The organism is Nocardia sp. NPDC051750, assembly GCF_044453135.1.
In the GTDB taxonomy this organism is placed as follows: Bacteria; Actinomycetota; Actinomycetes; order Mycobacteriales; family Mycobacteriaceae; genus Nocardia.
In genome coordinates this window covers 323,188-335,851 of record NZ_JBITCK010000001.1, presented here as the reverse complement: position 1 = coordinate 335,851, position 12,664 = coordinate 323,188, and the positions used below count along the sequence as shown (strand labels likewise).

The following is a 12,664-nucleotide window of genomic DNA, read 5'->3' as shown; positions in this document are numbered from 1 at the left end:
GATCCGGAGGCGGCCGGACAGCCTGCGCGAGTCAGGCCCGGAGCCGGTGGTGCCGCGTTACCACGCGGGGCCCTCGCTCGTGCTCGAGAACACATCCGCAGGGTCCCCGGTGCGGGTCGTTACTGCTGTTCGGTGATCCAGCTGTTGGTGAACGCGGTCTCCTCGACCAGCAGATCGGTGAGCCGCTCGCCGATGGCTTCCTCGATCTTGCGGCCGAACAGCGGAACCTTCACCTCGATCGTCCCGGAGACCTCGGCGACGGCGCCGGTGGGCTCGTCGGTGGCGATGATGGTGCCGCGTACTTCAGCGGGCGCCCCTTCGACCCGGGCTTCGAAGCTACCGGTGGTGCCGGACCAGAGCTCGGTCCGCGGGATGATCAGATCCCCGGGACGTACGGCGGTGATGGCGGGCGGCAGCGCGTCGGCCGGGATGGACTGCACCACTTCGATGCGTACCTGCTCGCCGTCCACATCGAGCGATACGAACCGGGCGTTCGGTCCGCCCACCGCGGCGATACGGTCCCTCCAGTACTTCTCCGTGCAGAACGCTTCGCGAACCGCGGCGACCGGATGAGAATAGTGAGCCGTATACGCCAGCGCTGTAGCCATGACCGGACACGCTACCGTCTGGTCGTGCGAACTTCTCGGGTTGTCCCCGCGGACGAACTGCGGCAGCTGCTGGCCGGAACGGGCGCGCAGGTGCGGTCCGCTGTCGCCCTGGCGGAGCTGACCACGCTGCGGGTCGGCGGCCGGGCGACGGTCGCCGAATGTTCCTCCACCGAGGCACTGGTGGCCACGGTGCGCGCCCTGGACGCCGCGGCGGTGCCGGTGCTGTTGCTCGCCGGGGGGTCCAACCTGCTGATCTCCGATGACGATATTCCCGGGGTCGTGGTCCGGATCGCCACCGAGGTGGTCGAGCTGGGTGCCGATACGGTGACCGCGGAAGCCGGTGCGAACTGGGACGCGGTGGTCGCGAAAACCGTGCGGGCCGGGTTCGGTGGACTGGAATGCCTGTCCGGGATCCCCGGATCGGCGGGGGCGACGCCCGTGCAGAATGTGGGTGCGTACGGGGTGGAGGTCGCGAACCTGCTGCGCCGGGTCCGGTTGCTGGACCGCGCAACCGGGCAAACCCACTGGGTGGCTCCCGGCGACCTCGCCTTCGGCTATCGCACCAGCCGCCTCAAACAGCGCGACGACGCGGTGGTTCTGGCGGTGGAGTTCGCCCTCGACCCGTCCGGTGCCAGCGCGCCCCTCGCGTACCGCGAACTGGCGGATCGTCTGGGTGCCGCGGAGGGCGAAAGCCGCCCGGCCGCCGCGGTCCGCGATACCGTTCTCGGCCTGCGTGCGGGTAAGGGGATGGTGCTCGATTCCGCCGACCACGACACCTGGAGCGCCGGCTCCTTCTTCACCAACCCGATCGTCCCCGCGGACCAGGTCGAACGGGTGCGCGCGGCCATCCGGCAGCAGCTCGGCGAGGTGCCGGTCCCGGAATTCCCCGCTGCCGCCGGGGTGAAGTTCTCCGCCGGCTGGTTGATCGAACGTGCCGGTTTCGGCAAGGGTTTCCCGGGTCCGGAGGCAGTCGCCCGGCTGTCCACCAAGCACACCCTGGCCCTCACCAACCGGGGCACCGCGACAGCCGCCGATATCGTCGCGCTGGCGCGCACGGTGCGCGACGGAGTGGCCGACCGGTTCGGCATCGTGCTGACACCGGAGCCGGTCACCGTCGGCACGGAGATCTGAGGACGATCCGCACGACAGCGCGGGCTACCTACAGCGAGTACGGCAGGATCGGCCGCGGCCGTTGCGATCAGGTCAGCTCCGGCGGGCGAAACGGCCCGGATCGGCCTGATCACGCGGTTTGACGATGATCTGGTCGAGGTTCACATGGGGCGGCCGGCTTGCCGCGAAGGCGACGATCTCGGCGATGTCCTGGGCGACCAGCGGGTCGATCCCCTCGTAGACCTTCGCGGCGCGGCCGGCGTCCCCGTCGAAGCGGACCAGCGAGAACTCGGTTTCGACCGCACCGGGCGCGATCTCGGTGAGCCGGACCGGCTGCCCGAGCAGTTCACCGCGCAGGGTGCGGTGCAGGACGGCCTGGGCGTGCTTGGCGGAGGTATAACCGGAGCCGTTGTCGTAGGCGTGGAACGCCGCGACCGAGGTGATCGTGACGATCAAGCCGTCGCCGGAGGCGATCAGTTTCGGTAGCAACGCCTTGGTCATCCGCAGGGTGCCCAGCACATTGGTCTCCCACATCCAGCGCCAGTCGTCGAGATCCGCCTCGGCGACCGTGGCCAGCCCCTTCGCGCCACCCGCATTGTTGACCAGGATATTCGCGCTGTCGATCGCCTCGGCGAAGGCCTGTACCGAGTCGTCGGAGGTCACATCGAGCGTGAGCGCCGTCCCGCCGATCTCCTCGGCCAGCTGCTGGAGCCGGTCGGCCCGGCGGGCGCCCACAAACACGTGGTAACCCTGTTTCGCGAGTTCCCGGGCGGTGGCTTCCCCGATACCCGAGCTGGCGCCGGTGACAACAGCGGTGCGAGTGCTCATGACCCGATCCTATGATGCGCCCATGGCTATCCAGGAAGTGCACAGTGTCGACGGGACCAGCATCGTTTACCGCACAGGCGGGGCCGTGGACGCGCAGCCGGTGCTGCTGGTGCACGGCTGGTCGGCGGATCTGCGCTGCTGGGGTCGGGTTTTCCAGGATCTCGCCGCGGATTTCCGGGTGATCGCGGTCGACCTGCGCGGCCACGGGTACTCCGGGGCGCCGGATACGGGTTACGACGAGCCGAAGAACTGGGCGGGCGATATCGCGGCCGTGCTGGCCGCCGAATCGATCGATTCGGGCGCGATCCTGCTGGGGTGGTCCTACGGCGGGATCGTCGTCAGTGACTATCTCGCCGAGTACGGCAGTAGCGCGGTCGCCGGGGTGGTCTTCACCGGGGCGATGGCCAATATCGGCCGGGGCGTGCCGGGTGCGGAGGTCGGCGAGGCGATGCAGCAGGCAATCCCGGATGCGTTCGAGGAGAGTCCGGGGCGGGCGATGCGCGGATTCACCGCGTTCGGCAGTGCCAATACCGGATCAGCCCGGGACAAGGGGGCCGACGCGCAGCGGTTGTTCGGCGCGAGCCTGGCGACACCGCCGTTCGTGCGGAAGGCACTGTTCTATCGGTCGGTGGACAACACCGAGACCTTGCGCGGGCTCGATGTGCCGGTGCTGGTCCTGCACGGTTCGGCGGACCCGGTGGTCCCTGTCGCCGACGGGCGCTATATCGCCGAGACCGCTCCGCTGGGCCGGGCATCGATCTGGGAAGGCGCCCAGCACGGCTTGTTCCTCGAGGACCCCGATTGCTTCGTGACCGAGGTCGCCGAGTTCGCCCGAGAGTGTGCCCCGAGATCCTGAGCTGTGTCTTCGGCGGAGCAGGGGTTCGGGGCCCCTCGTCTCGAATCTTTCTCCCCGCTCCTTCTGCGCCCCGGTCAGCCTTCGATGGCGTTTCACCTTCATGGTTCGGGGCCCGTCTCGATTCTGGAGCGACAGAGCGGGGGAGCGAAGCGGAGGAGCGGCGGAGTGAAGAATCGAGACCAAGGGGGCCCCGAACCCCGCGCCGCCGGAGGCGGCGCCAAAAACACAGTGTGATGACTTTCACCTTGGGGGAAGGAGCTGTCGGGCTGCCGCGTTGCACCGTGCAGTATGGACATCGTGAGTGAACGCCCGGACCGACGGCCGAACCGTATCGCCGTACTGACGGTGCACACCTCACCACTGGCTCAGCCCGGTACCGGGGACGCGGGCGGGATGAACGTCTACGTGCTGCAGACCGCCGAACAGCTGGCCCAGCGGGGGACAGAGGTGGAGATTTTCACTCGGGCCACCTCGTCGAATCTGCCGCCGGTGCAGGAAGCCGCGCCAGGCGTGCTGGTGCGCAATGTGGTGGCGGGTCCGTTCGAGGGCTTGGACAAGCACGATCTGCCGACCCAGCTCTGTCCGTTCACCGCCGAGGTGCTGCGGCAGGAAGCGCGGCAGGTGCCCGGCTATTACGACCTCGTCCATTCGCACTACTGGCTGTCCGGTCAGGTCGGCTGGCTGGCCAAAGATCGCTGGCGGGTGCCGCTGGTGCATACCGCGCACACCCTCGCCGCGGTGAAGAACGCCGCGCTCGCGGAGGGCGACGCTCCCGAACCGGCGACCCGGGAGATCGGCGAGAAGCAGGTGATCGCCGAAGCCGACCGGCTCACCGCGAATACCGCGCGGGAGGCCCGGCAGCTGGTCGAACTGTACGGCGCGCTGCCCGAACGTATCGATATCGTGCCGCCGGGTGCCGACCTGACCCGCTACCGCCCCGGCGACCGCGCGGCCGCACGCGTCGAACTCGGGCTGGCCGCCGGCGAGGAGATCGTCGCGTTCGTCGGTCGTATCCAGCCGTTGAAAGCGCCGGATGTGCTGGTCCGTGCTGTTGCCGAGGCACTGCGCCGCCGGCCGGGCCGGACATTGCGGGCGCTGATCGTCGGCGGGCCTTCGGGCACCGGTCTGGAGCGGCCCGATGCGCTCATCGAACTGGCCGCTCAGCTCGGTATCACCGACCATGTCACCTTCCTGCCGCCCCAGCCGCCCGAACGGCTGGTGCAGGTCTATCGGGCGGCGAATCTGGTGGCCGTGCCGAGCTACAACGAATCGTTCGGGCTCGTCGCGCTGGAAGCGCAGGCCAGCGGTACTCCGGTGCTCGCGGCGGCGGTCGGCGGGCTGGGTACCGCGGTCCGGCACGAGCACAGCGGCCTGCTGGTGGCGGGCCATCGCACGCCCGACTGGGCCGGTGCTTTGGAATACCTGCTGGACGATCCGGCGCGGCTGGCCGGGATGGGTCAGAGCGCGGTAGCGCACGCCGCAGATTTCTCGTGGGCGCATACCGCGGAGAAACTGCTCGACAGCTACACCGGCGCATTGTCCGGTCACGGTCGCGGTCCCACTATCCTCGGCGAGAACCAGGCCAGATCGCGGGCGCTGTGGCGGCGCCGGACGGGAGTGCTCAGATGAGCGAGCCGGAGACCGCACGGATCGTCGAGGAAACGCTGCGGGACCGCGATATCGAATACACGCGCCCCGGAGACGGGGCCTTCGTAGCGGTGCTTCCGGGCGAGCGGAAATTGAAGACCGCGGTAATGCTCACCGTGGGCGGGCACGGGGTGCGGTTCGAATCCTTCGTCTGCCGCAAACCCGACGAGAACTTCGAAGGCGTCTACAAATTCCTGCTGCGGCGCAACCGGCGGCTGTACGGCGTGGCCTACACGCTGGACAAGCTGGGCGATATCTACCTGGTCGGCCGGGCCGCCACACATTCGGTGACAGCCGAGGAACTGGACCGTATCTTCGGCCAGATCCTCGAGGCCGTGGACGGCGATTTCAACACCCTGCTCGAACTCGGTTTCGCCGAATCCATTCGCAAGGAATGGAAGTGGCGGGTGTCGCGTGGTGAATCCCTGCAGAATCTGCGCGCGTTCGAACACCTGGTGGACAGCTCCGAGAAACCCTGAGGCCGTCGTCGGTATCAGCGCGCAGGGCTCGGGACCGCCACCTTCTCGATGAGGCCGAGGAGTTCGGTTCGCCGATGACGGAGATCGTCGAACTCACCTGTGCCGCCGGAATCGCCTTCGTGGCGTTCCTCCCGCTCACCCTGGCGCCGCTGCCACCGGCCGGCGGGTGGCCGAAATCGCGGCCGCGCCCGGAATTACGGCTACCCGCCTGGCGCTGTCGTGGTTGTTGCACCGCGGCGAGCATCTGCTCGCGATTCCCGGAACCACCAGCGCCGCCCATCTGGGGCTGGGTCGTCGATACGCGTCCGCGTGAGCGAGAATCGGGTCGGCGGATCGGGATGTTCAGGAGGCGTGGGTGGCGGTTCTGGCGCTGGATATCGGGGCGACGAAATTCGCCGCGGGACTGGTCGACGATGCGGGACGAGTGACGGCGGTCCGGAGGGCCCCGGTGCCGGCCACGGGCGTCTGGGAGGTGTGCCGGGACCTGCTGCTGGCGGTTGCCGGCGGCGATACGGTGACGGCGGTCGGGATCGGATCGGCGGGGCCGGTGGACGTTCCGGCCGGCGTCACGGGTCCGCTCAATATTCCGGAGTGGCGCTCCGGCTTCGGGATCGTCGCCGCGGTCGAGGCGCTTTTCCCCGGCGCGACCGTGCGTTTCGCGATCGACGGCGCGTGCCTGGCTCTCGCGGAGCGAAATTCGGGCGCGCTTCGCGGCGTCCGCAACGCGCTGGCGATGACCGTATCGTCCGGTATCGGCGGCGGGATCGTCGTCGACGGACGAGTATCGCTGGGCCGCACCGGGAACGCGGGGCATATCGGGCATATCGTCGTGCCGGGCTGGGATGTGCCCTGCGCGTGCGGCGGCGTGGGCTGTGTCGAAGCGGTGGCGAGCGGGATGTCCTCGGCGCGGTGGGCGCGGGAACGCGGGTGGACCGGGGAGACCGGCGCCGAGCTGGCACAGGCGGCCCGGGCGGGCGAGCCGATCGCCGTGGCCGCGTTGGCGCGCGCCGGAACCGCGCTCGGCCAGGCGATCAGCTCCGCGGCCGGCCTGCTGGATGTGGACACGGTGGTGATCGGCGGCGGTTTCGCCCACTCCGGCGAGCCGCTCTGGCAGCCGCTGCGTGCGGCGGTCGAGCGGCATGCGGGTCTCGGTTTCCTGCGTGGTCTCCGAGTCGAGCTGTCCCGGCTCGACGACGGGGCGACGCTCGTCGGTGCGGCCGTTCTCGCGTCCTCGGCGGAAAACCCGTTCGGGGCTGTGCACCCGTAGCTGTCAGAGGCACGTACGGACAGGTGGTTCTCATCGGCCGAGGGCGGTCCGGGCCCACGCAAGACAGGCACGGCCTCATGGCAGGATGACCCGCATGACCTACACCCTCGTTTTGCTGCGCCACGGCGAGAGCGAATGGAACGCCCTGAACCTGTTCACCGGCTGGGTGGACGTGCATCTCACCGACAAGGGCGTCGCCGAGGGTAAACGGGCCGGTGAACTGCTGGCCGAGCACGGCATCCTGCCCGATATCGTCTACACCTCGCTGCTGCGGCGCGCGATCTCGACCGCGAATATCGCGCTCGACGCCGCCGACCGGCACTGGATTCCGGTGATCCGGGACTGGCGGCTCAACGAGCGGCACTACGGTGCGCTCCAGGGCAAGAACAAGGCGCAGATCCGCGACGAATACGGCGAAGACCAGTTCATGCTGTGGCGCCGCAGCTACGACACCCCGCCGCCGCCGATCGACTTGGACGACGAATACAGCCAGGCGGGCGATCTTCGGTACTCCGATATCGAGGTGCCGCGCACCGAATGCCTGCTGGACGTGGTGAACCGGATGGTCCCGTACTGGGAGTCGACCATCTCTCAGGAATTGCTGACCGGTAAGACGGTGCTGGTCGCCGCGCACGGCAATTCGCTGCGCGCGCTGGTCAAACACCTCGACCGGATCTCCGACGACGATATCGCCGGGCTCAACATTCCCACCGGTATCCCGCTGCGCTACGAACTGGACGAAGATCTCCGCCCGGTCCGACCGCGCGAGTACCTGGACCCGGAAGCCGCGGCCGCCGGTGCCGCCGCAGTCGCCAACCAGGGCGGCCGGTAGACGTTCGACGTCGAGCGCCGCAACCCGAAACGGTTGCGGCGCTCTTTTTTTCGGTCCCGCCTCCGGCGGGTCGGCGCCCGGGTGGCCAGGTTCTGCAGGCCTCCGTTGAATCGTCGTGGACATGGGGCGGAACCCGGGCCGGGAATGCTCATCGGACCGAGTGATGCGAGGGGGATGTCGACTTGGATTCTGTGTCCGGGGGGTTGCACTCTTTGTGAACCAGCACGGGAGTCTCGATTCTTTTTGTGAGTGGGTCACTAATTCTCGGCGTGGAACGCAATTCGTCGAAATGGGCACGATGAATTCTCGTTACTCGCGAGTAACGCTGTGTATGCTCTTGATCGTCCGACCAGTTCGAGAGGTGGATCACGGCCGATGAAGATCGTGTTACGCGCCACTGTGGTAATTGCCGCCGCGGTACTGCTGGGGCCATTGCTGGGCGGCGGTGCCGCCGCGGCGCCGGTGGCTACGGGACCCGATGGGGGCGCGGCCGGGGTGCAGTGGGCGGCGACCCATGACGGGCCGCAGCAGTACCCGAATATCAACATCACCTGGGATGTGCCGATCACCATGAGTGACGGCACGGTGCTGAAAGCGAATGTGTACCGGCCCGCCGATGCCGCGTCCCGGCCCGTCGACACGCGCACGCCCGTGCTGGTGAACATGACCCCGTACACCAAACTGGCGTCGAACCTCGTCGACCACATGGGATCCGTGCCGGGGCTGTCCGATGCCGTCAACCAGCTGGCCCGGGATATCGATATGACCGGAACCCCGCTGTCCGGGCTCACCGACCTCACCAAGGCGCTCGGCGGCGGCGCGATGCGGAACTTCGCCGTCGACCGGCAGTTGGTGAAGAGCGGTTACGTCCAGGTGGTGGTGGATGTCCGGGGTACTGGGTTCTCGCAGGGTGTATGGGACATGCTGCGGCAGCGCGAACAGCTCGACACCGTCGAGGTGGTCGACTGGGCCTCGCGCCAGTCCTGGTCCGACGGCAAGGTCGGGATGACCGGTATGTCGTATTCGGGTATCAACCAGTTGCAGGCCGCCGAACAGCATCCGCCCGCGCTGAAGGCGCTGTTCCCGGTGGTCCCGGGTAGTGACCTGGCCCAGGATGTGCTCATGCCCGGTGGCGGTTTCGGCTTCAACTTCATCCCGCTCTGGATGTCGCTGATCAACGCGACCAAATGGATGCCGGATGTGCAATCCATGGTTACCGGAACATTCGATCAGCAGTGGCTGCACGATCGGCTCTCGTCGCCGTTCACCTATCTCGATGTCTTTCTCAACGCCTACACCACACCTCGGGTCGAGGATCTGGATCCGCGGCTGCAGGAGATGATCCGCGGCGACAGCGCGGACCGGCAGGCCTGGCTGGGCGATCCCGCGCAGATCGACGTGCCGACCTTCGTGACCGGTGGCTGGCACGATCTGTTCACCTACTCGGAATCGCAGATCTACAACCAGATCGCGGTCCCGGCCGGGCAGAAACAGCTGCTGATGGGCGATACTTATCACATCAATTCGGGCAGCGAATCGGGCAAACCGGGGCTGCCGCCGCGCCTGGACGTCCTGCAGCGCGCCTGGTTCGACAAGTGGCTGAAAGGTATCGACAACGGTATCGACCGGTACGGCCCGGTGACCCTGCGGCAGCAGGGCGGGGGCTGGGTCACCCGGGACGGCTTCGGGGAGAGCGCTCCGGCCGATCAGCAGGCCGAGCACCGGCGGATGTACCTGTCCGCGGCGCCCAGCGGGACCGGCGGTCACAGCGTGCACGACGGATCGCTGAGCACGGTGGCCGGCAGTTCCGCGCGACTGACCGTCGCCCCGGGGCTCACCGGGGTGTGTTCGAACGATGCCGCGCAGGCGACCGCCGGGATCATCGCGATCATCAACGCCTGTGGCGCGGATTCCCGGATCCAGGAATCCAACGGGCTGACCTTCACCAGCGCGCTGGTCGGCGAAGCCGTCGATATCTCCGGGCCGATCGCGGTGCACCTGGAGACCGTGCAGGACGCGGCCGACGGCTATTGGTCGGTCACGGTCAACGACGTGGCTCCCGACGGGCAGTCCCGGGTGTTGTCGTCGGGGCAGCTGATGGCTTCGCTGCGCGAGATCGACGAGTCGCAGAGCAGCCGGTCGGCCAACGGCGACTACACCGATCCGCGTCCGTTCGTCACGCTCGAGAACCGCCGGCTCACCGTCCCCGGTGAGGTGACCACGCTCGATATCGCGGTTCCGGCGATCGAGGCGAGGCTGGAGCCGGGGCATCGGTTGCGGGTGGATGTCTATGCCGGCAATCCGCCGAAGGGTGTGCCGCCGCTGCCGATGCTCATCGATACCGGACTGAAGCCGCAGCATGTGCAGCTCGATCCGAACCGGCCGAGTTTCGTGAACGTGCCGGTACGCGGAAACCCGGGGTGGTGAATCCCCCGGCGGAAGGCTGACCGAAGCGAACCCCGTTGTGTCCCAGACACAACGGGGTTTTGGTCGGAACGGGGCCGGGCACGCCCGCGGCCGATCCCAAACCCGGCCCCTGCCGAACAATGCGTAAACACCGGGCGAACACCGCCGGAATCGGCCGTGACCTGCACGAAACTTCACCGACCCCGGGTTTGTTTGCGCGTCGTCGACCGTACGATTCCTGATGTGAGCGTTCCCCAGGCCGTACTGCTGGCAGTCCTGGCGGCTGTCGTCGGACTGGCTGTCGGTGGACTGGTGATCCCCTATGTGAACGCCCGGACAGCACAGCGCCGGCAGGCCGACTCCGGTCTCACCATGTCCCAGGTTCTCGACCTGATCGTGCTGGCCTCGGAGAGCGGTATCGCCGTGGTCGACGAGTACCGCGATGTCGTCCTGGTGAACCCGCGAGCCGAAGAACTCGGCCTGGTCCGCAACCGGCTGCTCGACGAACGCGCGTGGGGGGCGGTGGAGAAAGTACTGGCGACCGCTGAATCGGCGGAATTCGATCTCACCGCGGAAAAGCCCACGCCCGGGCGCGGCCGCATCGCGGTCCGGGGCCTGGCCCGGCCGCTCTCGCCCGAGGAGACCAGTTTCACCGTCCTGTTCGCCGACGACGATTCCGAACAGGCCCGGATGGAAGCCACGCGCCGCGATTTCGTCGCCAATGTGAGCCACGAACTGAAAACCCCGGTCGGGGCGATGAGCTTGCTGGCCGAGGCGCTGCTGGAATCGGCCGACGATCCCGACGCGGTCCGGCATTTCGGTGAGCGGGTCCTGGCCGAATCCAGCCGCCTCGGGAAGATGGTCACCGAACTGATCGCGCTGTCACGGTTGCAAGGTGCGGAGAAACTGCCCGAACTCGAGGTCGTCGACGTCGATACGGTGGTCAACCAGGCCGTGGACCGTTCCCGCACCGCGGCCGAAGCGGCCGGCATCACGGTCAGCACCGACCGGCCCAGCGGGCTCGAGGTCCGCGGTGACGAAACTCTGCTCATCACCGCGCTGTCGAATCTGGTGGAGAACGCCATCGCTTATTCACCGCGCGGCTCCCATGTCTCGGTCAGCCGGTCGGTCCGCGGCGCCTATGTGGCGATGGCCGTCACCGACCGCGGTATCGGTATCGCGAAAGACGATCAGGAACGCGTGTTCGAACGTTTCTTCCGGTCCGATAAAGCGCGGTCCCGCGCCACCGGCGGAACCGGCCTCGGCCTGGCTATCGTGAAACATGTGGCCGCCAACCACAACGGTGAGATAACTCTGTGGAGCAAGCTCGGCACCGGCTCGACATTCACCCTGCGCATACCCGCGCACCAGGAGACCGACGGTAACGGCGCCGACGGTCTGCCCGCGTTGACGAAAAGAGAACCCAGCCCGCGTCCAACCGGCCCGGGCCGATCGAATGGTGTGGAGGCACGCAGATGACGAGTGTGTTGATCGTCGAGGATGAGGAATCGCTGGCCGATCCGCTCGCCTTCTTGCTGCGCAAGGAAGGATTCGAGGTCACGATCGCCGGTGACGGCCCCTCGGCGCTCGCCGAGTTCGACCGCTCCGGCGCGGATATCGTCCTGCTGGATCTGATGCTGCCCGGGATGAGTGGCACCGACGTCTGCAAACAGCTGCGCACCCGCAGCGGGGTGCCGGTGATCATGGTCACCGCGCGCGACAGCGAGATCGACAAGGTGGTCGGGCTGGAACTGGGCGCCGACGATTACGTCACCAAACCGTATTCGGCGCGGGAGCTGATCGCCCGGATCCGGGCGGTGCTGCGCCGCGGTGCCGGCGACGAAATGGATTCCAACAGCGAAAACGGCGTCCTGGAAGCCGGCCCGGTCCGGATGGACGTGGACCGGCACACGGTATTGGTGAACGGCAACCCCGTGACTCTGCCGCTGAAGGAATTCGATCTGCTCGAATACCTGCTCCGGAACTCGGGCCGGGTCCTCACCCGCGGTCAGCTGATCGACCGGGTCTGGGGCGCGGACTATGTCGGCGATACGAAAACCCTCGATGTGCACGTCAAACGGCTGCGGTCGAAGATCGAGTCCGATCCGGCACGGCCGGAGCATCTGGTCACCGTGCGCGGCCTGGGGTACAAACTCGAAGCCTGAGCGAGTCAGGCCCGGAGGCGGTAGCGCAGCGTAACCACGGAGGGCCCGCGCTCGGGCTGAATGGGCAGAGCCTGAGCGAGTCAGGCCCGAGGCGGGAGCGCAGCGTATCCACGGAGGGCCCTCCGCTCGGGGCTGCATGGGCAGAGCCTGATCAGGGGAAGTAGACCCAGACGTTGCCGAACGGCGTATCGGTCCGGTGCAGCGGGGCCCAGCCCAGACCGTCTTCCTGGCTGCAGTCGTAGAGCGCCACGGTGATCCCGTTACCGCGGCAGACGATACTGCGCCGGGTCCCGTGCGGGCTGAGCACGAGCTGCTTACCCGAGTCCCGGGCGGCGAGCGCATTCGGCGCGCCGAGGGGGATGAACTCGGTGGTGTGGTCGGAGAACTGATGGGGGTCGGCGGCCGGCTCCGCGATGGCACCGCCCGCCGCGGCCGCGGTCACCGCCATTGCGATCAGGGTAGCTGC

Annotated in this window: 13 protein-coding genes; 10 read left to right on the top strand and 3 right to left on the bottom strand. The window is 67.9% G+C overall.

Going from position 1 to position 12,664, the window contains the following annotated elements; genetic code table 11:
- Positions 1–119: 119 nt before the first annotated feature.
- Complete coding sequence (locus ACIA75_RS01315; protein WP_397098638.1) at positions 120–608, bottom strand: DUF2505 domain-containing protein; 489 nt, start codon at positions 606–608, stop codon at positions 120–122.
- A gap of 57 nt (positions 609–665) precedes the next feature.
- Here ACIA75_RS01315 and ACIA75_RS01310 point away from each other — a divergent pair, with 57 nt between their 5' ends.
- Positions 666–1,739 (top strand): UDP-N-acetylmuramate dehydrogenase, encoded by a 1,074-nt coding sequence (locus ACIA75_RS01310; RefSeq protein WP_397100829.1) that lies wholly within the window; start codon positions 666–668, stop codon positions 1,737–1,739.
- Between the two features lie 72 nt (positions 1,740–1,811).
- Here ACIA75_RS01310 and ACIA75_RS01305 read toward each other — a convergent pair whose 3' ends face one another.
- A complete protein-coding gene (locus ACIA75_RS01305; RefSeq protein WP_397098636.1) occupies positions 1,812–2,546 on the bottom strand; it encodes an SDR family NAD(P)-dependent oxidoreductase in 735 nt (244 codons plus the stop codon).
- Between the two features lie 22 nt (positions 2,547–2,568).
- Between ACIA75_RS01305 and ACIA75_RS01300 the strand changes: the two genes are divergently transcribed.
- The 9 genes from ACIA75_RS01300 to ACIA75_RS01260 all read left to right on the top strand — a co-directional run bounded on the left by ACIA75_RS01300 (position 2,569) and on the right by ACIA75_RS01260 (position 12,198).
- Complete coding sequence (locus tag ACIA75_RS01300; RefSeq protein WP_397098634.1) at positions 2,569–3,402, top strand: alpha/beta fold hydrolase; 834 nt, start codon at positions 2,569–2,571, stop codon at positions 3,400–3,402.
- 288 nt (positions 3,403–3,690) lie between these two features.
- Positions 3,691–5,031 (top strand): D-inositol-3-phosphate glycosyltransferase, encoded by a 1,341-nt coding sequence (mshA, locus tag ACIA75_RS01295; RefSeq protein WP_397098632.1) that lies wholly within the window; start codon positions 3,691–3,693, stop codon positions 5,029–5,031.
- The gene (locus ACIA75_RS01290; protein ID WP_397098630.1) at positions 5,028–5,528 is read left to right on the top strand and encodes a YbjN domain-containing protein; all 501 of its coding nucleotides are present in this window, start codon (positions 5,028–5,030) and stop codon (positions 5,526–5,528) included. The genes mshA and ACIA75_RS01290 overlap by 4 nt, the downstream gene beginning before the upstream one ends.
- Before the next feature lie 166 nt (positions 5,529–5,694).
- Positions 5,695–5,841, top strand: coding sequence for a hypothetical protein (locus ACIA75_RS01285; protein ID WP_397098628.1), 147 nt, complete (start codon positions 5,695–5,697; stop codon positions 5,839–5,841).
- A 42-nt stretch (positions 5,842–5,883) separates the two neighbouring features.
- Positions 5,884–6,795, top strand: coding sequence for an ROK family protein (locus tag ACIA75_RS01280; protein WP_397098626.1), 912 nt, complete (start codon positions 5,884–5,886; stop codon positions 6,793–6,795).
- A 94-nt stretch (positions 6,796–6,889) separates the two neighbouring features.
- Entirely contained in the window at positions 6,890–7,627 is a 738-nt protein-coding gene (locus tag ACIA75_RS01275) for a phosphoglyceromutase (protein ID WP_397098624.1), read from the top strand.
- Between the two features lie 375 nt (positions 7,628–8,002).
- Entirely contained in the window at positions 8,003–10,054 is a 2,052-nt protein-coding gene (locus ACIA75_RS01270) for a CocE/NonD family hydrolase (protein ID WP_397098622.1), read from the top strand.
- A 222-nt stretch (positions 10,055–10,276) separates the two neighbouring features.
- Positions 10,277–11,512 (top strand): sensor histidine kinase, encoded by a 1,236-nt coding sequence (locus ACIA75_RS01265; protein WP_397098620.1) that lies wholly within the window; start codon positions 10,277–10,279, stop codon positions 11,510–11,512.
- Positions 11,509–12,198 (top strand): response regulator, encoded by a 690-nt coding sequence (locus tag ACIA75_RS01260; RefSeq protein WP_397098618.1) that lies wholly within the window; start codon positions 11,509–11,511, stop codon positions 12,196–12,198. The genes ACIA75_RS01265 and ACIA75_RS01260 overlap by 4 nt, the downstream gene beginning before the upstream one ends.
- A 151-nt stretch (positions 12,199–12,349) precedes the next feature.
- On the opposite strand, the gene ACIA75_RS01255 is transcribed toward ACIA75_RS01260, so the two are convergent.
- Entirely contained in the window at positions 12,350–12,646 is a 297-nt protein-coding gene (locus ACIA75_RS01255; protein ID WP_397098616.1) for a hypothetical protein, read from the bottom strand.
- Positions 12,647–12,664: the final 18 nt, after the last annotated feature.